Here is a 23971-nt window from a genome sequence, read left to right as displayed (position 1 = left end):
CGTGGGACGCGGTCACGGGGCCGCCGCCAGGCGTACGGCGAGCCCGCTCGCACGCTGTGCCCGCCGGCCGATCGCCGCGCGGATCGACGCCTCCGACCCGACCACCCGCACGCGCGAGCGCGCTCGGGTGACGGCGGTGTAGAAGAGCTCGCGCGAGAGCAGCCGCGACTCCTCGTCGGGGAGGAGCACGGTCACCACGTCGGCCTGCGAGCCCTGGGACTTGTGGATCGTCAGCGCGTGCATGGTCTCGACGTCGCCGAGCCGCGAGGGCGCCAGGTCGCGCGGGCCGTCGCTCGCGGCGATGATCGCGCGTGGCCCACCCGGGGTCCGTACGACGACCCCGCTGTCGCCGTTGTAGACGCCGAGCTGGTGGTCGTTGGCCGTCACCAGGAGGGGGCGGCCGATGTAGGCGCGCTCGAACAGCGGGTCGCCGGTCTCCGCGGTGAGCCACTGCTCGATGCGACGGTTCCAGTGGCGCACGCCGTAGGGGCCGTCGCGGTGCGCGCACAGCAGCCGGTGCTGGTCGAGCGCCCGCAAGGCGCCCTCGACCTCGCCGTGCTCGGCCGCGTCGCGGACCGCCAGCGCGGCGGCCAGCGCCGTGCTCCGGATCCGCGAGGACGGGTCGTCCTCGTCGACCCACTCGACCGCGTCGTGCCCGGCGGACAGCACGTGGAGGGCCGCGTCGGCGTCACCCGTGCGCAGCGCCTCGGCCAGCTCGTGGATCTCGGCGCCGAAGCGGTGCGTCGACTCGAGCGCCGCGACCGGCGAGTCACCGCGGCCCTGGAAGCCGCGCACCACGTCGCTCAGCACCGCCCCGGCCTCGACGGACGAGAGCTGGTGCGGGTCGCCGACGAGGACCAGCCGGGCGTCGGGTCGCACCGCCTCCAGCAGCCGGGCCATCTGGGTCAGCGACACCATCGACGCCTCGTCGACGACCACCACGTCGTGGGGCAGGCGGTTGCCGCGGTTGTGGCGGAAGCGGGTCGAGTTGCCCGGGTCGGGCCGCAGCAGCCGGTGGAGGGTCGAGGCGGTGACGCCGGCCAACCGGGCCCGGTCGGACTCGTCGAACGCCTCCGCCTCCTGGTGCACCGCCTGCTGCAGCCGGGCGGCCGCCTTGCCGGTGGGCGCGGCGAGGGCGATGCGCAGCCCGCCGGGGTGCTGGTCGAGGAGACCGACGAGGAGGCTCGCGACCGCCGTCGTCTTGCCCGTGCCCGGCCCACCGGTGAGCACGGTCGTCCACTGCCCGGCCGCGGCGAGGCACGCGGCCACCTGCTCGTCGTACGACGACCCCGGACGGGCCCGCTGCATCGCAGCCACGACGCGCGACATCGACGACTCCATCAGCCCGCCGTCCACGGCGGGCGCGGTCGCGGCGCGGGCGCGCAGGTCGTCGACGACCTGGGTCTCCTGCTCGTGGTAGCGGTCGAGGTAGAGCAGGTCGTTGTCCCAGCGGACCAGACCCAGCCCGACGAGGGGGCTCGCCGCGACCGCCGCGACCCAGGCGTCGTGGTCCGGCCAGGGCAGGTCCGCAGGATCCGCGACGGTCGCCAGGTCGACGCACACCGACCCGCTGCGCACTGCCCGCACGGCCAGTGCCACGGCGAGCAGCACCCGCTCGTCGTCCTCGCCCCCGAGGCGCCCGAGCGCGAGGGCCACGTGCACGTCGGCACTGGTGAGCACGCCGGCGGCGTTGAGGTCGGCGAGCAGCCCGGTGGCGCCCAGCGCGAGGCGGGCGTCGGTGGCGTCGACGGGCTCGAAGAGATCAGTCATGCGGGGTGCTTGGTCATGGTCGGGCCCCGTCGAGGAGGTCGGACAGTGCGGTCACCAGGGCGACCGGTGGCTGCCACGAGAAGACGCCGCACGGCCGGCCGGCGACGAGCGGGGTCTGCGGGCCGCACATCCCGCGGAGGTAGAGGTAGAGCACGCCGCCCAGGTGCTGGTGGGGGTCGTAGTCGGGCAGCCGCCAGCGGAGGTAGCGGTGGAGCACGACGGTGTAGAGGAGGGCCTGGAGCGGGTAGTCGGAGTGGCCCATCGCCTCGTCGAGGACGGCAGGGCGGTACTCCCAGGCCGTCGCCGGCGCGGCACGGTCGCCCAGCCAGTTGGTCTTGTAGTCGATCGTCAGGTAGCGCAGCCGTCCGTCCACCGGGACCCGCACCACGACGTCGATCGAGCCGGTGAGGTAGCCGAGCAGCCGCTGGGCGGCCAGGTCGGCATCGCCCTCGAGGGTGTCGGCGAAGGCGAGCAGCGGGTCGCCCTCCGGGAGGTGCGCCCGCAGCAGCGGGCCGAGGTCGCCGAGCACCACGTGGGCCGCGGCGGACGCAGCGGGCGGCGCCAGGTCGCCGCCGGAGAGCGGCAGCTCGAAGTCGAGCTCGCGCAACCGGTCGGGCACGTGGATGTCCCGCAGGGTCAGGCCGCCGGCGAGCGGCCCGAGCGGCGAGTCGCAGACCTGCACCAGTGCGTCCGCGAGGCCCTCGGCGTCCACCTCGACGGCCCACCACGCGCGGTGCTCCTCGACCAGGGCGAGCAGCTCGGCGCGCAGGTCGTCGGCCGCCGGGTCGGCGTGCTCGAGGACCTCGTGGACGAGGGAGCCGAACGCCGCCCCCACCGGCTGGTCGGCCATCGGCGAGGCGACCGCCGTCAGGGCAGCGTCGACCGCGTGGGCGGACGCATCGGCCGGGTCGTCGAGCTCGTCGAGCTCGAGGTCGTCGACCTCCGGGGCGTCGTCCGGCTCCGACAGCACCCGGTCGGCCGTGCTCGCGTGCGGCGCGCCGGCCGCGGCGAGCGCGGAGTAGGACGTGCGGCGCCAGGCGGTGTCGACCTCGCGGTCGAACGACCTCACGGACAACGGCGGCAGCGCCCGGTCGATCGGGGTGGTGTCGACGGTGCCGGGGATGGCGAGCTCGGGCTGCGGCCCGCCGGCGGCCTTCCAGCGGGCGAGGATCTCCACCACCTCGTCGTCGCCGAGCACCGGCTGGACGTCGTTGACCGACGCGTGGCCGGGCGCCCGGCCGAAGAGCATCCGGTGGAGCGGGGCCGACGCGGTGTTGTTGGCGGTCGGGCAGTACCACGCCACGACCTGCGACTGGGCCCGGGTGAGCGCGACGTAGAGCAGGCGGAGCGACTCGCCCGCGTCCTCGTGGCGGCTGCGGGTGACGGCCGCGTCGCGCCACCGGCTCGGTCCACCGACGTCGCGGCACCGCTCGCCGTCGGCGTCGTGGAAGAGCGGCACGTCCTCGTCGCGCACCCACCGGTCCCACAGCGTCGGGAGGTAGACGATCGGGTACTCCAGGCCCTTGCTGCCGTGGATCGTCACCAGCTGCACGGCCGCCGCGTCGGAGTCGAGGCGGCGGGTCCGCTCGGAGGCGACCTCGACCTTCTCGTCGGCCACCTGGGTGCGCAGCCAGCCGAGCAGGCCGACCACCCCGAGCCGCTCGGCCACCGTCACCGTGTGCAGTGCCTCACCGATGTGGCGCAGGTCGGTCAGCGTGCGTTCGCCGCCGACGCGGCCCAGCACCCGCGCGACGAGGCCACCCAGCACCGCGCTCTCCAGCACCGCCGCCACGCCACGCGCGGCGAACACGTCCGCAAGACGTCGTACGTGCTCGCTCAGCTCGTCGGTCGGGTCGTCCTCGGACTGGAGCTCCTCGGCGGTCCGGCCGAAGAAGTCGGTGAGCGCCGCGGCGCGCACGCGGTCGGCGCGGTGCGGCTGCTCGAGCGCCTCGAGCAGGGTGAGCCACTGGGTCGCGGCCGCGGTCTTGAAGACCGAGCCGCCGGCGTTGAGCACAGCAGGCACGCCGACCGCGGCCAGCGCCTCCTGCGCGGCGAGCAGGTCGGCCCGCCGGGCGGCCAGCACGGCGACGTCCCTCGGCTCGACCGGGCGCACCTGGCCGTCGACCTCGACCGTGGCGCCCCCGGTGAGCAGCCGCTTCACGTCGGCGGCCAGGTCGGTCAGCACGTGCTCGCGCCAGTCGCCGATGCGCGGCTTCGTGCGGCGGAGCTCCGCGTGGCGCGCGACCCGCAGCCGGAACGGAGGTCCGGCGCCGTCGAGCCGCGAGGACGGGTGGTGGGCGGACACCGGGTGGACCGCGATGCGGTCGTCGCCGAGGGCGGCGCCCTCGACGAGCACGTGGAGGGAGTCGAGCAGCGGCTGGTCGGCACGCCAGTTGACGCCGAGGGTCTGCCGGGTCGTGGCCTGCTCGGCGGCCCTGAGGTAGGTGACGATGTCGCCGCCGCGGAAGGCGTAGATCGCCTGCTTCGGGTCACCGATGAGGACGAGGGTCGAGACGCCGTGGAAGGCGCGCTCGAAGACCTGCCACTGCACGGGGTCGGTGTCCTGGAACTCGTCGATCAGGGCGACCTTCCAGCGCGTGCGCATCCGCGCGCGGGCGGGGGAGTCCTCCGGGCCGAGGGCGTCGGCGAGCTGGCCCAGCAGGTCGTCGTAGGACAGCACGCCCAGGCGGCGCTTGCGCCGGTCGATCTCGTCGAGGACCTCGCAGGCGAAGCGGACGCGCGCGGCCGCACCCCCTTCGGGGTCCTCGGTGAGCGCCTCCTGCGGGGCGACGCGGGCCCGCGGGTCGTTGACGACCTCGCGCGCGATCGCGTAGGCCTCCTCCCGGGTCCACGGCGCCTTCTCCTGCCGGGCGAACAGCTGGAGGTAGCGGTCGTCGACGACCTCGCTGGTCAGCTGCTCGAGGTCCTCGACCAGCACCGCCCCGGTGTCGGTGTCGCCGGCCACCCCGAGGCTGCGGAGCACCAGCTGGCAGAACTGGTGGATCGTCGCGATCGTCGCGGCGTCGTACGACGTCAGCGCATCGGTGAGCCGGCCGAGGCGGGCACGGCGCTCGGCGTCGTCGGCGTCGATGAGCCAGGTGTGCAGCGTGTCGGCCGGGTCGGCAGTGCCCGGGTCGGAGAGGACCGCCGCCGCCCCGTCGAGCTGGCGGCGCACGCGGTCGCGCAGCTCCTGGCTCGCCGCGCGGGTGAACGTGACGACGAGCATCTCCTCGAGCGTCGCGACGCCCTCGGCGAGGTAGCGGGTGACGAGCGCGGCGATGGTCCAGGTCTTGCCGGTGCCGGCGCTCGCCTCGAGCAACGTGGTGCCGGTCGGCAGCGGCCCGGCGATGTCGAAGGTCTGCATCTGCTCCCGCTCGGACGCCACGTCAGATCCCCCGCACCAGCTCGTGGTCGAGCAGCGGCGCCCAGACCCGGAGGGCGTAGTGGCCCAGGCGGTGGGGCGCGTCACCCTCCTCGTCGGAGAGGAGCGGGGACGCCAGCAGCTCGTAGGGGGCGGCCTCGCCCCAGGCCCGGACGTGCCACTGGTCGCCGTCCTCCTTGGGGAAGCCGGTCTCGTTGAAGCGCGGCGTGACCCACTCCGCGCGCGCCTTGAGGTCGGGGTCGGCCTGGCCACCCCCACCCGACTGGGCGCCGATCCGGAACTCCTCCGCGAACGCGAGGCTCGTCCTCACCGGCATCGGCAGCGGCTCGCGCTGCCCGCGCTCCATCACGTCGACGAGCTCGCGCAGGTGGGTGCGGGCCTCGTCGTCAGGCATCGGCGAGACCAGCGCGCGGCGACCCGACCGCCCCCACCGACCGATGGTGTGCGCCGTCCAGTTCTCGTCGGGGTGGCCGGCGGCCAGCGCGAGCGCGTCGAGCCAGGCGGCGAGACGGTGCTTGGCGCCGAGGCTGGAGTAGCTGACGGCGACCAGGTTGTTGCCGAAGACGTGGGAGACGGTGCCGGTGAGCCGGCGGTCGCCGAGGTCGATGTCGACGTCGAGGGTGCGCGCAGGCCCCGACCGCAGCGGCAGCGCGGCCTCGACCAGGGGCCTCACCTTCTGGACGATGTCGGTGAGCATCGCCGAGCCGAGGTCCTCCGGCGGCAGCAGCCCACGGAGCTGCTCGGCGACCATCGCGGCCTGCGGGTCGCCGCCGGTGAGGACGTCGTGCACCAGCCGGTCGCCGACCTGCCACTTCTCGAGCCCGTCGAGGGTGATCGGGACGGCGTCCTTGGTCTCCTCGACGTCGTAGGGGGTGGTGACCCTGAGCCGGTGCCGCAGGAAGCTGCGCACGGGGTGGGCGAAGAAGTCCTGGAGGTCGCTGAGCGACACCTCGGTCGGCTGGTCGGCGACGACGAGCGGGTCGGGGACGAGCGAGCGTGGCGCGGCCCGTGGCGCGCGGGCGGCCTCGGCGCCGGCGAGCGCCGTACGGTCGAAGGAGAACGGCCGGTCGACCGCCCGCACCAGCGCACCGGGTGCGAGATTGGCCTCGTCGAACGGCTGGAGGGGGTGCTGGAGGACGACGTCGTCGCGCACCGGCCCGCTGCAGGTGCGGTCGAGGGTGTCGAGCAGCTCGCCGAGCGGGACGGCCGGAGGCTTGTCGTCGTTGGTGTGCTCACCGCGACCGGCGTAGGTGATGACGAGTGTCTCGGTGGCGGCGCCGATGGCGTCGAGCAGCAGCTGCCGGTCCTCCGAGCGGATGTCGCGCTCGCCGGTCAGCGGTCGACGGGCGAGCACGTCGTCGCCGTCGACGGACTCCAGTCGCGGGAAGACCCCGTCGTCGAGGCCGACCAGGCAGACCACCCGGTGCGGCACGGACCGCATCGGGACCATCGTGCAGACGGTGAGCGTCCCGGTGCGGAAGTTGCTCCGCGTCGGCCGGCCGCGCAGCCGGTGCCGCAGCAGCGCGCGTACGTCGGCGTGACGCAGGCGGGTCTGGTGGTCGCCGACCCCGGCGGAGATCCGGGCGAGCTCGCGGTCGAACTGCGCGACCCGCCACGCGTCGTCGGGGCTGCTGGCGGTGAGCCCGTGCACGGCGCGCCCGAGCGCCGTGGTCCAGTCGGCGACCGAGGTGGCGTCACGCGCGGCGCGGACGAAGGTGTGGAGCCGGTCGACCATCTCGACGAACGTGCCCACCAGCTCGAGGTCGCTGTCACCGACGTCGTCGATCGGCAGGGTGGAGCGGACGTAGCGGTGTCCCTCGCCGGACATCGCGGCGCCGAGCAGCACCCGCTGCAGGCCGGTGAGCCAGGTGTTGGCGTCGAGGTCGAGGCCGAAGGCGGCGCGGTGGTCGCGGTCGTAGCCCCAGCGGATCGCGGCCTGGTCGACCCAGCGGGTCATCCGCTCGAGGTCGTCGTCGGTGAACCCGAACCGCGCCCGCACCGGCTCGGTCGCGGCGAGGTCGAGCACGGCCGTGGCGCTCATCCGGCCGGCGGCGAGCTCGACGAGGTCGGCTGCCACGCCCAGCAGCGGGTTGGTCGCGCCCGGGGACCGGTCGGCGAGGCGCACGCGGAGCCGGTGGGCCGGGTGGCCGGCGTCCTCGTCGGCGACGTCGGCGAGGCCGAACCCCGCGGAGATCAGCGGCGCGTAGGTCTCGATGTCGGGGCACATCACGAGGATGTCGCGCGGCTCGAGCGTCGGGTCGTCCTGGAGGAGGCCGACGAGGACCTCGCGGAGCACGTCGACCTGCCGGGCGGTGCCGTGGCAGGCGTGCACCTGCACGGAGAGGTCGCGCGCCGCGCGCACGCGTGGGGCGAGGGTGGCGGCGTCGGGCGAGCGGTTGGCGCGGAGGTCGGCCTGGAGCCACCCGAGCAGCGTCGACGGGTCGGCGTGGCCGGCGCTGTGCTGCTGGGTCTCGAGCTCACCCAGGGTGCGTCGCAGCTCACGCGAGTCGCGGCCCAGCGACGCGAGGAGGGGATGGTGGACCAGTGCCGCCGAGTCGTCGTCGGCGCGCGCGACCGGACCCACGGCGGCCGTCGGCGCGAGTGCCTGCCACAGGGCGGGGGAGGGCTGCGGGAACCAGAGGTGCACGTCGCGGTGCCGGCCGAGCGCGCGCAGCAGCTCGACCTCGGTCACCGGCAGCCGGGTGTGCCCGAAGAGCGACAGCCGGCCGGGCAGGTCGAGCCCCTCCGCACCAGCCTCGAGGCGCTCGACCGTGTCCGCGTGGCGCAGGTCGGGCGCGGGTGCCTCGACCCGCTCGACGAGGCGTCGCCACAGCTCGGCCTGCCACCGCAGGTCGGGGGCCAGCTCGTGCCCGTCGCCGTCGGTGTCGTCGCCGGCCCGCCAGTCGCGCACGAGCTGTGGCCGCTGGACGGCGTAGGACCCGAAGAGCCCCGCCAGCCGCCGGGCGACGGCGTAGCGCCGCGCCGACCGCTCGTCGGCGGGGTCACCGTGGCCGAGGTGGCGGGCGAGGTCGTCGAACCCGGGCTGGTCCAGGCAGCCGTCGATCACCTCGAGCAGCGGCCAGGCCAGCCGGTCGGGGCTCCACGGGTCCTCGGCCTCGCGGTCGAGCAGCATCGACACCAGCGAGTGGGGCGTCACGAAGTCGACGCCCGCACACACGCCGTCACCGCCGCGGTTGCCGACACCGAGCCGGTGGGACAGCCGCTGGGTGAGCCAGCGCTCGACCCCGCGCGCAGGTACGACGACGACCTCGCGCGCGAACGGGTCGGGCAGGGGTGTGACCAGCAGGTCCGCGAGGCCGTCGGCCAGCGCGTCCGTCCGCTCGGCGGTGTGGAGGTGCACGGTCACGGGCGCCACCCTATGAGCGGCGACCGACACCCCGGGTCAGCGCGCGAGGAAGAAGACCCCCACCAGGACGGCGAGGGCGAGGACGAGGCCGATCGGCACCAGGGTGATCATCAGCGGCCGCCCGCTCTGCTTCGTCGGGTCGACCCGGTCAGGCTCGTGTCGGGGATCCATGGACATCCGTACCCGACGCCGTTCCAAGCATGCGAGGTCGGGTGCCAGGTCCGGACGTCAGGCGTCGAGCGCTCGTGCCAGCTCGGCGAGCACGCCGCTCGTCGTCGACGACACGACCTGTTCCGGATCGCCGTCGATCACGAGCTCGCGCGACCGGGTTCCGCGCTCGTCGGCGACGGCGAGGAAGACCGTGCCGGCCCGCTTCCCCTCCTGGGGGTCCGGCCCGCCCACGCCGGTGACACCGACGGCGACGTCCGCGCCGAGCAGGCGTCGTACGCCCTCCGCCATCTGCCGCGCGCACGCGTCGGTCACCACGGGGCCGGGGGTGACACCGAGCACGTCGAACTTCACCTCGGGCGCATAGGCCACGACCCCGCCGCGGTACCACGTCGAGGCGTCCTGCCCCTGGCCGAGCAGCGAGGAGACCTGGCCGGCCGTGAGCGACTCCGCCACGGCCACTGTCCGGCTCCTCTCCCCGGCCGAGGCCGCGATCGCCGACACCAGCTCGTCATCCCTGGGGCACTGTTCCTGAGTCACCCGGCGGCGGTACCCGCGGTGACCCGGAGCCATGCCGGACGCGCACGACGGCCGGCCCCCGCAGGGGACCGGCCGTCGCGCCAGGGGGAGATCAGCCCTTGAAGACGTCCTTGACCTTCTCGCCGGCCTGCTTGAGGTTGGCGCCGGCCTGGTCGCCCTTGCCCTCGGCCTCGAGCTGCTCGTTGTCGGTGGCCTTCCCGGTGCTCTCCTTGGCCTGGCCCTTGAGCTCCTCGGCCTTGTTGCTGATCTTGTCGTCGAGACCCATCGTCGTTCCTCCTGTGCGTCGGTGGCGACCGGAGTGGTCACCGTCGAAACTGCCACGCGAGTGGTTGCCACAGACCACCCGTGCGGGTGGAGTCGCTCCCTACTCGATCGGGCGGGGCGCGGCCGCCGGGCGCTCCTCGAGCTGGGGGCCGGCGACCGGCGGGGGCGCCACGTGGTCGACCTCCTCCGCCCGGGAGGCATCGAGACGCCAGATGACGAAGCACCCGACGACGGCGACGATGATCGCCACGGTGCTGATGAGGATCACGGTGCCCATGACTGCTCCAATGCTCGGCGGGTGAGGCGAATACCTCTACAGTCATGTATAAGTTATCCACGCACATTGCACAAGGTGTGGACAGCGGCGGGAAGGTGGTCGAGCGGATGACGAGCACGGTGTCGGACGGCTTCAGCATCGGGGTCCTCGCGGACCGGACCGGGCTCACGCCCACCCTGCTGCGGACGTGGGAGAACCGGTTCGGCTTCCCCGCGGGCACCCGGTCGTCCTCGGGGCATCGCCGCTTCACCGACGCCGACGTCGACCTCGTGCGCCAGGTGCAGGAGCTCCGCGCGGGCGGCGTCGCCCTGGGAGCGGCCGTCGACGCCGTACGACGACGCCGGCAGCGCCCGAGGGAGTCCGTCCACGCCGTCCTGGCCCGCGACTTCCCCCAGCTGGTCGTGCAGCGTCTCGGGCGGCGCCCGCTGGTGGCGGCGTCGTACGCCGTCGAGGACGAGGCGCTCGCCCGCGCCGAGCGCCCGGTAGTGCTCGGCACGTTCCAGGCCGGCGACCGCTTCGCGGACCAGCGCCGCCGGTGGGACGAGCTCGCCCGGACGGCGGCGTGGTCGGCCGTCATCGCCGACTTCGACGACTCGCTGCCCGCCGACCCGTCCGCGACGCCGGCGCGGTGCCAGCTCGCCGAGGGCTCACCGCTGCGTCGGGAGTGGACGGTCGTGACGGTCAGCGACTCGCGAGCCGCCCTGGTGTCGGCGTGGGAGGTGCCGGGCGCTGCGCACGCCGCGCCCGTCTACGAGTCGGTCGTCAGCACCCACCGTCCCGCTGCCGTCGCCGCGGCCCGGGTGCTGGTCGAGGCGGCCCGGGTCGCCGGCGCCGAGCCACCCGCCCACGTCGGACAGCTGCTCGACGAGCCCGGCCCGGAGTCGACGGCCGTCGACGCCGACCGCCTCTGGCTGCGGGCCCTGACGCACGTGGACCGCGGGTAGCGATCGCGGACGGCGTACGGGCTCAGTGGTTGCGGAGCGCGTCGATCAGGTCGGACTTGTTCATCCTCGAGCGGCCTTCGATGCCGAGCTCGGCGGCCCGCTTGCGCAGCTCGTCGACCGTGCGGTCGTCGTAGTCCTCGGCGTTGCCGCCGCGCTTGCCGACCTTCGAGCGACCCTGGGCGGCGGCAGCGTTCGCGATGCGGGCCGCCTTCTCCTTGCTCGCCCCGTCGTCGCGGAGCGCCTCGTAGACCTCGGGATCCTTGACCGACGGCCCGGGCGAGCCCTTCTTCTTGGGAGGCATGTCCCCCACGGTGCCACCGTGGGGCCGACGGGTGCTCACCCGTCCGGGCGTGGTCAGGCGTCCTCCGCCGAGTAGCGTCCGGAGGATGTCACCGGGACGGCCAGACGAGACCGAGCAGGAGCGGGCGGACCGCAACTGGAACGACCTGCTGCAGGAGCTCCGGGTCAGCCAGACGGGCGTCCAGCTGCTGGCCGGCTTCCTCGCCACGATCCCGTTCCAGTCGCGGTTCTCCGAGCTCGACGGCTTCCAGCGGGCCTGGTACGTCGGGCTGCTGTGCCTGGCCTTCGCGACCGTCACGGTGCTGCTCGCGCCGGTAGCGATCCATCGCCACGTCTTCCAGGAGGGCGCGAAGCGGGAGCTGGTGCAGGCCGGCCACCGGCTCACGGCCGCTGCGCTGGTCATGATCGGCCTGCTGCTCGGCGGGATCCTCTTCCTGGTCGTCGACATGGTGTTCGACCGCAAGGCCGCCGCGGCCGGTGGGGTCGCCTCCGTGGTGGTGCTGGCCCTCCTGCTGCTCGTCCTGCCCCGACGCGTGTCGAAGAAGAGCCGGGACGACGAAGAGGGCTGAGTCAGCCCTGCTCGTCGAGGCAGGCCCGGAGCTGGTCGACGGTCTTCCTCGCCAGGAAGGGGAGGTACGCCGCCACGACCGGCGAGGCCAGCCGTGACGCCCCTCGGAACGACATCTGCGCCGTGTAGCGCACCTGCGAGCCGCGGCCGGCGGCGGTGATCTCGAAGAGGTCGTGGCCCTCGAACTGCTCGTTGGTCCCGCGCAGGTGGACGCGGGTCGGGGGCGCGAGCTCGGCCGTCGTGTAGGTGACCTCGACCTCGCGGCCCAGGAACCTCGAGACGTTGCGGTACGTCGTGCCGACGCCGCCGTCGCCCGAGATGCGCTCGCACGACTGCGTGCCGGGGTCCCACTCCTCGGCGTGGGTGAAGTCGCTGAGGTAGCGGTAGGCAGCGTCCGGGGTGGCGACCGTCGAGAAAGTGCGGGAGACCGATGGCATCCCGCCACGTTAGCCACGGGAGGGGCCATCCGGGCACTGCGACGGGCACACTCTCTGCGTGAGGTCCCGCGCATCGCTCGCCCCGGTGGTGGCCGCCCTGCTGCTGGCGGGTCTCGTCGGCTGCGACGACAAGCCGGACGACCGGACCCCGCAGCCGGAGTCGATCGACGTCACCTGGACCGAGCGCCTGCTGCCGGAGCCCGCCGGGCCGCCCGGGCGCACCGTGGTCCGCGACGCCGTGGAGTGCGGCGACGGCTGGTGGGTCGTCGGAGCGGTCTTCCTGGACAACCCGACCGAGACCCGCGACACGCGCCCGGCCGCGTGGTTCTCCTCCGACCGCGAGACGTGGACGTCGGTCCCCGTGGACGCGCGCACCTACTGGGGCAGGCGGGCGATCATCAACTCGGTCGCCTGCTCGCGCGGGCGCGTCGCGATGCTCGGCGCCCGCTCGGGCGGCGCCCACGGCAACCCCCGGGTCACGTCGTTCTACGCCGACGGCGACCGGATCGCCGACGTGCGCGCGGTCTTCATCCAGTTCGGGGGCGTCACCGCGACCAACGTCAACGCCGTCTCCGGAGGCCCCGCCGGCTGGCTGATCACCGGCAACCGGATCTCCGGGCCGGGGGTCTGGGTCACCGACGACCCCCGCGAGTTCACCCGGGTCGAGGGCGAGCCCGGCCTCACCGACGACGGCGACCTCCAGTCGATCACCCAGGGCGGCGGCTGGGCCGGCGACGGGTGGATCGTCGTCGGTGGTGGTGCCCGGACGGGGGAGGGCCTCGACCCCGACCCGCTGGCCTGGACGTCGTCCGACGGCCTGACCTGGATGCCGGAGGAGATGCCGGCGACCGACGACATCGAGGACGCGCAACGCGTCCTGCAGCTCGACGACGGGCGGCTGCTCGTCGTCGGGCGCATCGCGCGGCAGTACGCCGCCTGGGTGCGCGACGGCGACCAGTGGAGCGACGCCGTCAGGTTCGGCGACATCGCGGACAGCTGGCGCGGTGCGCCGTACGTCGCCTCGCTCGCGCGGACCCAGGTCGGTGTCCTGGCCACGATCAGCACCGGCGACCACTACGAGCTCTGGCACACCGACGACGGCCGCGGCTGGGACCGGGTCGTCGTACCGCTGGAGCCGGAGACCGCGGGCGACCACACCCTCGTCGCGGGCGACGGGACCGACGGCCTGCTGCTCGTGGGCGACTCCGGCGACGGTGGCCGGGTGTGGACGGGGACCGAGACCGGGGCCGAGACCGGGGCCGAGGCCGGCTGACCGTCCGGGACGTCGAAAGGTCCACTGGTCCAGACCCGTGGAGGTGACGTTCCCGCGTGGAGGGCGGGGTTTTCTGTAACGAACAGGTCACAGCGGGCCGCGACTCTGGACGTGACTGTCGTCACTTCATATGTTGTCCGACACAACATATGCACCCGCCTTGACGGTCCCGGCGAGCCGAGGTGCGACAGAAATCGCTAGGAGGCGGTTCGCGTGAAGCGGAAGCACAGTTTGGTCCTCGTCCCCCTGCTCGGCCTCTCGATGGCCCTCACCGCCTGCGGCGGCGACGACAGCGGCGACTCGGGCAACGACTCGGGCAGCAGCAGCGGGGGCGACAAGGCCGGCAAGGTCGGCGTCATCCTCCCCGACACCGAGTCCTCGGTGCGCTGGGAGAGCGCGGACCGCCCGGCGCTCGAGGCGGCCTTCAAGGAGGCCGGCGTGGACTACGACATCCAGAACGCCGAGGGCGACGCGGAGAAGATGACGCAGATCGCCGACACCATGATCGGCAACGGCGTCACCGTGCTCGCGATCGTCAACCTCGACTCCGAGTCGGGTGCCGCGATCGAGGAGAAGGCGAAGTCGCAGGGCGTCGCCACCATCGACTACGACCGCCTCACCCTCGGTGGCTCGGCGGAGTACTACGTGTCCTTCGACAACACCAAGGTCGGCGAGCTGCAGGGCCAGGGCCTCGCGGACTGCCTCGGCGACGAGGACGCCAACATCGTCTACCTCAACGGCTCGCCCACCGACAACAACGCGACGCTCTTCGCCGAGGGTGCTCACAGCGTCCTCGACCCGATGACCAACTACACGGTCGTCGGCGAGCAGGCCGTCCCGGACTGGGACAACGAGCAGGCCGCCACGATCTTCCAGCAGCTCTACACCGCTGCTGACGGCAAGGTCGACGGCGTGCTCGCCGCCAACGACGGCCTCGGTGGCGCCGCGATCAGCATCCTCGAGGGCAACGGCCAGGCCGGCAAGGTCCCGGTCACCGGCCAGGACGCCACGGTCGAGGGCCTGCAGAACGTCCTCGCCGGCACTCAGTGCATGACGGTCTACAAGTCCGCCACGCAGGAGGCCGGCGCCCTCGCCGAGGTCGCCATCGCGCTCGCCAACGGCGACGAGGCCGAGACCACCGGCACCACGACGGACTCCTCCGACAACAGCGAGGTCCCCTCGATCCTGCTGACGCCCCAGGCGATCACCAAGGACAACGTCGGTGACGTGATCGACGACGGCGGCCAGAAGGCCGAGGACGTCTGCGTCGACAAGTTCGCCAAGCTGTGCGAAGAGGCCGGCATCGGCTGATCTCCCCACCAGGAGATCTCGAAACCGTAGGGACGGAACGGCGCCCGGGTCGCGACCCGGGCGCCGGACCTCCGTCCAGACTGTCGTCCGGCACAACAAATTCATCCTGATCGGAGCACGACCATGGAACCTCTGCTCGAGCTGCGCGGAGTCAACAAGAGCTTCGGCGTGGTGCACGTCCTGCACGACGTGGACTTCGCCGTCTACCCCGGTCAGGTCACCGCGCTCGTCGGCGACAACGGCGCGGGCAAGTCGACGCTGGTGAAGATCATCGCCGGCATCTACGGCCGCGACAGCGGCGAGTACCGCTTCGACGGCAAGCAGGTCGAGGTCCACGGCCCCCGCGACGTCGCCGCGCTCGGCGTCGAGGTCGTCTACCAGGACCTCGCGCTGTGCGACAACCTCGACATCGTCCAGAACATGTTCCTCGGGCGTGAGGAGACCTCCACCTTCGGCCTCGACGAGGTCGCCATGGAGACCCGGGCCCGCGAGACCCTCTCCTCACTCTCCGTGCGGACCGTGAAGTCCGTGCGCCAGAGCGTGGCCAGCCTGTCCGGTGGCCAGCGCCAGACGGTGGCCATCGCCAAGGCGGTCCTCTGGAACTCCAAGGTGGTGCTCCTGGACGAGCCCACCGCGGCCCTCGGCGTCGCGCAGACCCGCCAGGTCCTCGACCTCGTACGGCGCCTGGCCGACCGTGGCCTCGGCGTCGTGCTCATCTCGCACAACATGACCGACGTCTTCGAGGTCGCCGACCGCATCACCGCGCTCTACCTTGGGCGCGTCGCTGCCGACGTACCGGTCAAGGACGTCAACCACAGCCAGGTGGTCGAGCTCATCACCGCCGGACGATCCGGCGACCTCGGGATCTCCGAGAACCCCGCGACCGCGACCGTCTGACCAGGACTGGAGACCCCACCATGACCGACACCCAGTCCGCCTCCGCCGCCTCGCCGGCGAGCAGCGGCTTCGACAACGACAACGTGCAGGCCGCCACGATCGGCGACTCCGCCCGCGAGTACGTCGCCCGCCTCCGCGGCGGCGACATGGGATCACTTCCCGCGATCCTCGGCCTCGTCTTCCTCTTCATCGTCTTCGCCTCGCTCAACGACAAGTTCCTGACGACCTACAACATGGCCAACCTGGTCGTGCAGGCCGGATCGATCTGCGTCATGGCGATGGGCATCGTGTTCGTGCTGCTGCTCGGCGAGATCGACCTGTCCGCCGGTGTCGCCGGCGGCGCCTCGGCGACCATCACGGCACTGGTGCTCATCGACTACGACCTGAACTGGGCGCTCGCCACCCTGGCCGGGGTCGCGGTCGGCGCCCTGATCGGCTTGGTGATCGGCTCGCTGGTCTCCTACCTCGGCATCCCGTCGTTCGTCGTGACCCTGGCCTTCTTCCTCGCGCTGCAGGCGGTGCCGCTCAAGCTCATCGGCTCCGGCGGCTCCCTCCGCTTCAACGACCCCGTGCTGCGTGGCCTGTCCATCAAGAACGTGCCGGTGACGGCCGGCTGGATCGCCGCGATCGTGATCGTGGCCGCGTTCGCCGCGCTGTCCCTGTGGCAGTACCGCTCGCTGTCCTCCAAGGGCCTGGTGCACCAGCCGCTCGGGCTCGTCGTGCTCCGCATCGTCGTGCTCGGCGTCATCGTGCTGGGGCTCGTCGCCCTGCTCAACGCCAACCGGTCGCCCAACCCGAACTTCCTCGAGATCCGCGGCGTGCCGTGGGTGCTCCCGGTGGTGATCGGGCTGCTGCTGTTCTGGACCTTCGTGCTCACCAAGACCCGGTTCGGCCGTCACCTCTACGCCGTCGGCGGCAACGCCGAGGCCGCCCGACGTGCGGGCATCAACGTCCAGCGGATCCGCATCGCGGCCTTCGTCATCTGCTCCTCGATGGCGGCGCTGAGCGGCCTGTTGCTGGCGTCCTACGTCGGCAAGGTCTCGCCGGGCTCCGGTGGCGGCAACGTGCTGCTGTACGCCGTCGGCGCCGCGGTCATCGGCGGCACCAGCCTCTTCGGTGGCCGCGGGCGCGCGATCGACGCCGTCATCGGTGGCGCGGTCATCGCGACCATCCCCAACGGCCTCGGCCTGCTCAACCAGGCCAGCTACATCAACTTCCTCGTCACCGGCGGCGTGCTGCTGCTCGCCGCGAGCGTCGACGCCATCTCGCGGCGTCGTCGTTCCTCGGCCGGCGTCTAGGGCCCGGGACCGTGAGCCCGCAGCGGCGCACGGGCCTCGGTACCAACCAGGAGGCCATCCGGCGTCACAACCTCGGCACGGTGCTCCGGCACGTGCACAGCGCCGGCGAGATGTCACGCGCCGAGCTGACGAGCCTGATGGGGCTCAACCGCAGCACCATCGCGGGCCTGGTCGGCGAGCTCGAGTCGCTGGGCATCCTGGAGCGAGCCGACCCGGCCGAGGGCGTACGACAGGGCGCCGGCCGGCCCTCGGCCGGCGTCCGGATCGCGGCCGACGGTCCCTACGTCATCGCGGTCGACCTCGGCGTGGACCGTGCGGTCGTGGCCCGGGTCGGGCTCGGCGGCCAGGTGCTCCAGCGCGCGCAGGCGCCGGTGCAGGCCGAGGGCGAGGCATGGCAGGTCGGCGCCGCGGTGGCCGCGCTGGTCCGGGCCGTGGTCGAGGACGCGCCGGCCGTGGCGCCACTCGTCGGGATGGGCATCTCGGTGCCGGGCCTGGTGCGACGCAGCGACGGCCTGATCCGGCTCGCCCCCAACCTCGAGTGGCACGACGTGTCGTTCGGGGGCATCGTGCTGGCGGCGCTCGGGCTCGACGTGCCGGTGTGCCTGGCCAACGACGCGGACCTCGGCGCGCTCGCCGAGCACACCCGCGGCTCGGGCGTCGGCACGGACGAGCTGATCTACCTCTCCGGCAACGTCGGCGTCGGCGCCGGCATCATCACCGGCGGCCACCGTCTCGAGGGCGCGGGCGGCTACGCCGGCGAGGTCGGCCATCTCCGCTTCGACCCGGACGGCCACACCTGCCACTGCGGCAACCGCGGCTGCTGGGAGACCGAGGTCGGCGCCCACGCCATCGCGGCCGCGATCGCGTGCCCCCCCGACAAGGTCGTCCAGCTCGGTGAGGTGCTCGACTCCTTCGACAAGCCGTCGCCCGCACTGCGCGCCACCGGCACGGCGCTGGGCCAGGGCCTGGCGAGCCTGGTCAACATGTTCAACCCGCAGACCGTGATCCTCGGCGGCTACTTCCGCGCCCTCTACACGCTCGTCGGCCCGGAGGTGAACGCCGGGCTCGCCGAGCGCGCGCTGCCGGCGCCCCTGGAGTCGGTCACGCTGGCGCTGCCCGGCCTCGGCGCCGACTCGTCGCTGCTCGGCGCGGCCGAGATCGCGCTGGAGCCTCTCTTCGTCGACCCCGTTGCCGCCCTCGGGACGGCGATCGACGACGTGCACTCCCGCCTCGCCGGCTGACGGCCGCCGCGGAGCGGAGGTCAGGCGGGGAGGTCGACCTCGCCCTGCAGCACCGGGCCGAAGGACTGCTCGGCCGCGCCGAGCGCGGCGGCCTCGATGCCGAGCGTGCTGGTGCGCAGCTCGGGCCTGACCTGGGCCTCGGACACGAGGAGCTCGTCGAGGGTCCGGCGCGCCGGCTCGAGCACGAGGTCGCCCAGCGCGGCGAAGTAGCCGCCCATCACCACGACCTGCGGGTCCAGGACGGTGCTGAGGACGGCGATGCCCAGCCCCACGTCGCGACCCACCCGCTCCAGACCGGCGCGGACCGATGGATCGGTGGCGGCTCGCTCGGCGACGGCCTCGGCCGAACGCAGAGGCGTGTCCAGCTCCGGCATGCCGACCGCGGCGAGCATCGCGTGGAGGCCGATCGAGGCCTCCCAGCAGCCGCGGCGACCGCAGCCGCACAGGGCGCGCGAGTCCCCGACGGCCATGTGCCCGACCTCGCCCGCGAACCCGGCGCCGCCGCGGACCAGCTCGCCGTCCTGGACGATCCCGGCACCGATGCCGACGGTCCCGGTGACGTAGAGGGCGTGGCTCGTGCCGCGCGCGGCCCCGTGGTGCGCCTCGGCGTACGCCGCGCAGTTGGCGTCGTTGCTGATCGCGACCTCGCCCTGCCGGTCGGGGACCACCGAGTCGAGCGCGCCGGCGAGATCGTCCCACTCGACGCGCAGGTTGGGCGCCCACGCCACGGTCCGGTTGTCCGCGCGGACCAGCGCCGGCACCGCGAGGGTGGTGCCGACCAGCACGCTGCCGCTGCCGACGTGGTCGGCGAGCGCGGACCGCGCCAGGTCTCCGAGGTCCGTGCTCGTGCCGCCGGAGCGACTGGTGCTCGAGACGACCTCGCCCGCCAGGTCGAGCACCACCGCCGACACGTAGTCGACGTTGAGCTCGAGGCCGAGCGAGACGAACCGCCGCCCGCGCAGCGCGACCGGTCGTCCGGGCCGGCCGCGCACGCCCGGTCGTGAGCCCCTCTCGGCGACGGCACCAGCCGCCTCGAGGTCGGCGACGATCGCGCCGATCGTGGCCTTGGCGAGACCGGTGTACGCGGCCAGCTCCGAGCGGGTCGACGGTCCGAGCTCGCGCAGCGCCCGGAGCACGGCGCCGGTGTTGGCGCGCCGCAGTCCTTCGGTGCCGCCGGCGCTCGGCCGCGGGCTCGGGACGACGTGCACGGTCAGCGCACGCCGTACAGGTGCTCGAGCGCCAGCTGGTCGAGGTGCTCGGTCGCCGCGCCGATGGTGGCGAGCTGCTCGGGGTCGGGCAGCGGCCAGTCGAGCAGCTGCTCCCAGCCCTCGCCCTCGCCGAGGGTCGGCTGCGCGAGCTCGGGGAGGCGCGCCGCCTCGAGCGCGGCCTGGACCTCGGGGTCGGCGCGGAACGCCTTCACCTTCTCGCGGAGGATCAGGTAGTTGCGCATGTTGGCCGCGGCCGAGACCCACACGCCGTCCTCGTCCTCGATGCGCGAGGGCTTGTAGTCGAAGTGGACCGGGCCGTCGTAGCCACCGGCGAGCAGCACGTCGACGATCCAGAAGGCGCCACGGACGTTGCCGGCGCCGAAGCGGAGGTCCTGGTCGTACTTCGGGCCGTTCTGGCCGTTGAGGTCGATGTGGTAGAGCTTGCCCTGCCACAGCGCCTGCGCGTAGCCGGCGGCCGCGTTCATGCCGGCCATCTCCTCGTGGCCGATCTCCGGGTTCACGCCGACGAGCTCGGGGCGCTCGAGCTGGTTGATGAACGCCAGCGCGTGGCCGATCGTCGGGAGCAGGATGTCGCCGCGGGGCTCGTTGGGCTTGGGCTCGATGGCGAAGCGGAGGTCGTAGCCCTTCTCGGTCACGTAGTCGCCGAGGACGTCGAAGGCCTCCTTCATCCGGTCGAGCGCGACCGCGGTGTCCTGCGAGGCGCCGTACTCCGCGCCCTCGCGGCCGCCCCACGCGACGTAGACCTTGGCGCCGAGCTCGGCGGCGAGGTCGATGTTGCGCATCACCTTGCGGATCGCGAAGCGGCGGATGTCGCGGTTGTTGTTGGTGAAGCCTCCGGCCTTGAAGACCGGGTGGCTGAAGAGGTTCGTCGTCGCCGTGGTCACGACGAGGCCGGTGTCGGCCAGGCCCTTCTTGAAGCGGTCGATGATCTGCTCGCGGGTGGCGTCGTCGCTGCCGAAGGGGATCACGTCGTCGTCGTGGAAGTTCACGCCGTAGGCGCCGAGCTCGGCGAGCTTCTCCAACGCGTGCACGGTGTCCATCGGCGGTCGGGTCGCGCCACCGAACGGGTCGACGCCCTGCCAGCCGACGGTCCAGAGGCCGAAGGAGAACTTGTCCTCGGGAGAGGGGGTGGGGACGTCGATGCTCATGGTGGTGCCTTCCGTGTGGGTGGTGCTGGATCTGTCGTTCTGGATCTGTCGTTCTGGATCTGTCGTTCTGGATCTGTCGTTCGGTGTCAGTCGTGCCAGGGGGCGGTGCGGTCGCGGAGGCCGGCGTAGGCCTCGCGGACGTGAGGGGTGGGGTCGGCCTCGAGGACCGTCGTCTCGGCCGCCGCCCAGGCCGGTGGCTCGGTGGTCCCGGCGAGCGCCCACGCGGCCTGCCGTGCCGCACCGAGTGCGACGTACTCACCCGGCGGGGGCAGCAGGACGGGGCAGCCGAGCACCGCCGGGGCGAGCTCGCGCAGCGCAGCGCTCTTCGTCGCGCCGCCGACCATCAGGACGCGCTTCGGCGTCTCGCCGGTCGCCGCGACGAGGCGGTCGACGGCGTCGGCGAGCGAGCAGAGCAGGGACTCGTACGCCGCCCGCGCCAGGTCGGCGCGAGTGGTGGCGGGCGTCAGGCCCGTCCAGGTGCCGACGGCATCGGGACGGTTGGGCGTGCGCTCGCCGCCGTAGTAGGGCAGCAGCGTGACGCCGCCGGCGCCGGGGGCGGACTGGAGGGCGAGCTCGGCGAGTCCGTCGTGGTCGACGCCGAGCCAGCGCGCCTGGAGGTCGAGGATGCCCGCGGCGTTCATGGTCGTGACCATCGGCAGGAAGCCGCCGCTTGCGTCGGCGAACCCGGTGACCGTCCCGGTCCCGTCGGCGACCGGCACGCTGCTGATCGCCGAGGCGACGCCTGAGGTGCCGACGGAGACGAGGACGTCGCCGGGCTCGAGCGCCATGCCGAGCGCGGCGCCCATGTTGTCACCGGTGCCGCCCGCGATCGTCCTGCCGTCGCCGGTCTCCCCGGCGACCGCGCCGGGCGCGACGATGCGGGGGAGGGCGGCCCGGTGGCCGAGCGCCTGCTCGAGCAGGTCCGGGCGCCACTCACCCGCGGCGGTCGCGAAGTAGCCGGTGCCGGACGCGTCGCCGCGGTCGGTGAAGGGCTCGGTGCCGTCGGCGGCGAGGTGGTGCGAGACGTAGTCGTGGGGGAGCAGCACGCGTGCGACGCGTGCGGCGTGGTCGGGCTCGTGGTCGCGGAGCCAGCGCAGCTTGGCGGAGGTGAAGGACGCCACCAGGACGCTGCCGATGGCGTCGGCGCACGCCTGCGGGCCGCCCATCTCCTCGATCAGCTCCAGCGCCGCACGGGCCGAGCGGGTGTCGTTCCACAGCAGGGCGTCGCGCACGGGCGTGCCGCCCTCGTCGAGCGCCACCATGCCGTGCTGCTGGCCGCCCACGGCGACCGCGTCGGCCCGCTCGAGGAGGCCCGCGGTCGCGTCGTCGACGGCGGCCAGCCAGGCACGCGGGTCGACCTCGGTGCCGGGCGGGTGCGGCGCCGTGCGCGTCTCGACGACCTCGCCCGAGTCGGCGTCCACCAGCAGGGCCTTGGTCGACTGGGTGGAGGAGTCGATGCCGAGGGTGAGAGCCACGTCACTATTAAGTATGCGACTCGAACTAATGTCAAGCCCGGTGCGGTCAGGCTGGGAAATGGACACCAGAACCTATGTGTCGTAGGGTTTGACCTACTAACAAAAGGAGTGGGAATGCCGAGATCCGGACTCACCACCGCGCGGGTCGCCGAAGCGGCCGCCGGGCTCGCCGACGAGGTCGGTCTCGACGCCGTCACCCTGAGCGCGCTCGCGCGACGCTTCGACGTCGCCGCCCCCAGCCTCTACTCGCACGTCCGCAGCACCGCCGACGTCCGGGTCCGGGTCGCGCTGCTCGCCCTCGACGAGACGGCCGACCTGGTCGCCACTGCACTCGCCGGCGTGAGCAGGCGGGAGGCGCTCGCCGCCGTCGGCGGCGTCTGGCGGTCCTACGCCGTCGCGCACCCCGGCCGTTACGCCGCGACCCGGCTGCCGCTCGACGCCGACACCGCGCGGACGAGCGCGGGCCCGCGCCACGCGGAGCTGAGCCGCGCGTCGCTGCGGGGCTATGCGCTCTCGGAGGACGACGCCACCCACGCGGTGCGGCTGGTCGGAGCGACCTTCCACGGCTACGCGGCCCTCGACGCGGCCGGCGCCTTCGGCCACGGCGGTCACGGCGTGCCGACCTCCGACGAGACCTGGGAGCGCGTCGTCGACGGGCTCGACACCCTGCTGACGTCCTGGGAGGACCGATGATCGACCCGACCCTCGTGACAGGTGCGCTCGAGCTCGAGCGCACCGACCGCGGCCTGCTGCCGCACCGGCTCCCCGCCTGGGCGCGCGCGCAGACCGACGACGCGCAGCTCCACCTCGTCGAGGTGCAGCCAGCCGGCGTACGCCTCGCCCTGCGCACCACCGCCACCCGCCTCGAGCTGGACGTGCTGCCCACGAAGCGCCGCTACGCCGGCACGCCGCCGCGCCCCGACGGGTGGTACGACGTCCTGGTCGACGGCGAGCTCGCGCAGCGGCTCCAGGCGCCGGGCGGCAACGTCCTGGACGTCGAGATGATGACCGGGGCGAGCACGTTCACCCCCGGCGACCCGACGACGCTCACCATCGACCTGCCCGCCGGCGACAAGCGGGTCGAGGTCTGGCTGCCCCACGACGAGCAGACCGAGCTGGTCGACCTGCGCGCCGACGCCGCGGTCGGGCCGGTGCCCGACGACCGGCCCCGGTGGGTCCACCACGGCAGCTCGATCAGCCACGGGTCGATGGCGACCCACCCGAGCGAGACGTGGCCGGTCGTGGCCGCGCGACTGGCCGGCCTCGACCTGGTCAACCTCGGGCTCGGCGGCAGCGCGCTGCTCGACCCGTTCGTCGCCCGGACGATCCGGGACACCCCCGCCGACCTGATCTCGGTCAAGCTCGGCATCAACCTCGTCAACCAGGACCTGCTCCGGCGTCGGGCGCTGGGCCCGGCCGTCCACGGGTGGCTCGACACCATCCGCGACGGCCACCCGGAGACGCCGCTCCGGCTGGTCTCGCCGATCCACTGCGCGATCCACGAGTCGACGCCCGGGCCGAGCGGCCCGGACATGACGGCGCTCGCCGAGGGCCGGCTGGCGTTCCTCGCGACCGGTGACCCGGCCTCGGTCGCGGGTGGCGCCCTCACCCTCGAGGTGGTCCGCGAGGTCCTGGCGGAGGTGGTCGAGCGGCGCGGCGACCCGCACCTGTCCTACGTCGACGGGCTCGCGCTCTACGGCGCGGAGGACGCCGAGCGGCTCCCGCTGCCCGACAACCTGCACCCCGACACCAACACCCACCGACTCATCGGCGAGCGGTTCGCCGGGCTGGGCGGCTGGGGCGAGGAGCCGTAGACCTCAGCGGTCGGGGTCGACGACCAGCTCGACCTCGACCTCGTCGCCTGCTCCGCGGCCGGTCCGCTTGCGCGTCTCGGCGTTGAAGGAGACGAGGTAGCGCCCGCCCATCACGCCGATGGTCGTGGCGTAGGTGTAGTCGCCGTCGATCGTGACCAGCACCGGCACCCGCTTTCCGCGGTCGAAGGACAGGACCACCTCCTCCGGCACGACGATGCCGACGTTGTTGCCGCCGGTGGCCTCGAGGACGGTGCGGAAGACGGCCACG

At 73.4% G+C, this 23971-nt stretch carries 22 protein-coding genes; 9 read left to right on the top strand and 13 right to left on the bottom strand.

Going from position 1 to position 23971, the window contains the following annotated elements; genetic code table 11:
* Window positions 1–12: 12 nt before the first annotated feature.
* From recD to L2K70_RS11415, 7 genes are all read right to left on the bottom strand, one after another.
* Complete coding sequence (recD, locus tag L2K70_RS11440) at window positions 13–1770, bottom strand: exodeoxyribonuclease V subunit alpha (protein WP_236401967.1); 1758 nt, start codon at window positions 1768–1770, stop codon at window positions 13–15.
* Window positions 1771–1783: 13 nt separating this feature from the next.
* Window positions 1784–5155, bottom strand: a complete 3372-nt coding sequence (locus L2K70_RS11435; RefSeq protein ID WP_236401966.1) for a UvrD-helicase domain-containing protein — start codon at window positions 5153–5155, stop codon at window positions 1784–1786.
* A 1-nt stretch (window position 5156) separates the two neighbouring features.
* A complete protein-coding gene (gene recC / locus L2K70_RS11430; protein WP_236401965.1) occupies window positions 5157–8519 on the bottom strand; it encodes an exodeoxyribonuclease V subunit gamma in 3363 nt (1120 codons plus the stop codon).
* 36 nt (window positions 8520–8555) lie between these two features.
* Window positions 8556–8690 carry a hypothetical protein gene (locus L2K70_RS21165; RefSeq protein WP_268930482.1) on the bottom strand — a complete coding sequence of 45 codons (135 nt, stop codon included), beginning with the start codon at window positions 8688–8690 and terminating at the stop codon, window positions 8556–8558.
* A gap of 57 nt (window positions 8691–8747) precedes the next feature.
* Entirely contained in the window at window positions 8748–9227 is a 480-nt protein-coding gene (locus L2K70_RS11425; protein ID WP_236401964.1) for a CinA family protein, read from the bottom strand.
* Window positions 9228–9318: 91 nt separating this feature from the next.
* On the bottom strand, window positions 9319–9492 hold the full coding sequence (locus tag L2K70_RS11420; RefSeq protein WP_236401963.1) for a CsbD family protein: 174 nt from the start codon (window positions 9490–9492) through the stop codon (window positions 9319–9321).
* 99 nt (window positions 9493–9591) lie between these two features.
* Window positions 9592–9768: a hypothetical protein gene (locus L2K70_RS11415; protein ID WP_236401962.1), complete on the bottom strand. Its 177-nt coding sequence runs from the start codon at window positions 9766–9768 to the stop codon at window positions 9592–9594.
* A gap of 107 nt (window positions 9769–9875) precedes the next feature.
* On the opposite strand from L2K70_RS11415, the gene L2K70_RS11410 reads away from it, so the two are divergent.
* Window positions 9876–10712: a DICT sensory domain-containing protein gene (locus tag L2K70_RS11410; RefSeq protein ID WP_236401961.1), complete on the top strand. Its 837-nt coding sequence runs from the start codon at window positions 9876–9878 to the stop codon at window positions 10710–10712.
* Window positions 10713–10734: 22 nt separating this feature from the next.
* Here the strand turns inward: L2K70_RS11410 and L2K70_RS11405 are convergent, their stop codons facing one another.
* Complete coding sequence (locus L2K70_RS11405) at window positions 10735–11013, bottom strand: DUF7218 family protein (RefSeq protein ID WP_236401960.1); 279 nt, start codon at window positions 11011–11013, stop codon at window positions 10735–10737.
* An 85-nt stretch (window positions 11014–11098) separates the two neighbouring features.
* Between L2K70_RS11405 and L2K70_RS11400 the strand changes: the two genes are divergently transcribed.
* A complete protein-coding gene (locus L2K70_RS11400; protein ID WP_236401959.1) occupies window positions 11099–11581 on the top strand; it encodes a DUF6328 family protein in 483 nt (160 codons plus the stop codon).
* Window position 11582: 1 nt separating this feature from the next.
* Here the strand turns inward: L2K70_RS11400 and L2K70_RS11395 are convergent, their stop codons facing one another.
* On the bottom strand, window positions 11583–12017 hold the full coding sequence (locus L2K70_RS11395; protein ID WP_236401958.1) for an SRPBCC family protein: 435 nt from the start codon (window positions 12015–12017) through the stop codon (window positions 11583–11585).
* 58 nt (window positions 12018–12075) lie between these two features.
* On the opposite strand from L2K70_RS11395, the gene L2K70_RS11390 reads away from it, so the two are divergent.
* The 5 genes from L2K70_RS11390 (at window position 12076) to L2K70_RS11370 (ending at window position 18037) form a co-directional block, all read left to right on the top strand.
* Window positions 12076–13290 (top strand): hypothetical protein, encoded by a 1215-nt coding sequence (locus L2K70_RS11390; protein ID WP_236401957.1) that lies wholly within the window; start codon window positions 12076–12078, stop codon window positions 13288–13290.
* A 213-nt stretch (window positions 13291–13503) separates the two neighbouring features.
* A complete protein-coding gene (locus tag L2K70_RS11385; protein WP_236401956.1) occupies window positions 13504–14601 on the top strand; it encodes a sugar ABC transporter substrate-binding protein in 1098 nt (365 codons plus the stop codon).
* 123 nt (window positions 14602–14724) lie between these two features.
* Window positions 14725–15498, top strand: a complete 774-nt coding sequence (locus L2K70_RS11380) for an ATP-binding cassette domain-containing protein (RefSeq protein ID WP_236401955.1) — start codon at window positions 14725–14727, stop codon at window positions 15496–15498.
* 20 nt (window positions 15499–15518) lie between these two features.
* Window positions 15519–16796 (top strand): sugar ABC transporter permease, encoded by a 1278-nt coding sequence (locus L2K70_RS11375; RefSeq protein ID WP_236401954.1) that lies wholly within the window; start codon window positions 15519–15521, stop codon window positions 16794–16796.
* A gap of 11 nt (window positions 16797–16807) precedes the next feature.
* On the top strand, window positions 16808–18037 hold the full coding sequence (locus L2K70_RS11370) for an ROK family transcriptional regulator (RefSeq protein ID WP_236401953.1): 1230 nt from the start codon (window positions 16808–16810) through the stop codon (window positions 18035–18037).
* Between the two features lie 20 nt (window positions 18038–18057).
* Here L2K70_RS11370 and L2K70_RS11365 read toward each other — a convergent pair whose 3' ends face one another.
* The 3 genes from L2K70_RS11365 to xylB all read right to left on the bottom strand — a co-directional run bounded on the left by L2K70_RS11365 (window position 18058) and on the right by xylB (window position 21889).
* Window positions 18058–19245 carry an ROK family transcriptional regulator gene (locus tag L2K70_RS11365; protein WP_236401952.1) on the bottom strand — a complete coding sequence of 396 codons (1188 nt, stop codon included), beginning with the start codon at window positions 19243–19245 and terminating at the stop codon, window positions 18058–18060.
* A 2-nt stretch (window positions 19246–19247) separates the two neighbouring features.
* Window positions 19248–20414, bottom strand: a complete 1167-nt coding sequence (gene xylA, locus L2K70_RS11360; RefSeq protein ID WP_236401951.1) for a xylose isomerase — start codon at window positions 20412–20414, stop codon at window positions 19248–19250.
* An 86-nt stretch (window positions 20415–20500) separates the two neighbouring features.
* The gene (gene xylB / locus L2K70_RS11355; RefSeq protein WP_236401950.1) at window positions 20501–21889 is read right to left on the bottom strand and encodes a xylulokinase; all 1389 of its coding nucleotides are present in this window, start codon (window positions 21887–21889) and stop codon (window positions 20501–20503) included.
* A gap of 114 nt (window positions 21890–22003) precedes the next feature.
* Here xylB and L2K70_RS11350 point away from each other — a divergent pair, with 114 nt between their 5' ends.
* Complete coding sequence (locus tag L2K70_RS11350) at window positions 22004–22582, top strand: TetR/AcrR family transcriptional regulator (RefSeq protein ID WP_236401949.1); 579 nt, start codon at window positions 22004–22006, stop codon at window positions 22580–22582.
* On the top strand, window positions 22579–23703 hold the full coding sequence (locus L2K70_RS11345) for an SGNH/GDSL hydrolase family protein (RefSeq protein ID WP_236401948.1): 1125 nt from the start codon (window positions 22579–22581) through the stop codon (window positions 23701–23703). Before L2K70_RS11350 ends, L2K70_RS11345 begins: the two co-directional genes overlap by 4 nt.
* A 3-nt stretch (window positions 23704–23706) precedes the next feature.
* Here L2K70_RS11345 and L2K70_RS11340 read toward each other — a convergent pair whose 3' ends face one another.
* Complete coding sequence (locus tag L2K70_RS11340) at window positions 23707–23970, bottom strand: DUF1905 domain-containing protein (protein WP_236401947.1); 264 nt, start codon at window positions 23968–23970, stop codon at window positions 23707–23709.
* Between the last annotated feature and the right edge of the window lies 1 nt (window position 23971).

The organism is Nocardioides potassii (assembly GCF_021648885.1).
In the GTDB taxonomy this organism is placed as follows: domain Bacteria; phylum Actinomycetota; class Actinomycetes; order Propionibacteriales; family Nocardioidaceae; genus Nocardioides; species Nocardioides potassii.
The sequence above is the reverse complement of the archived record's forward strand: the minus strand, read 5'-3'. Positions and strand labels throughout refer to the sequence as shown.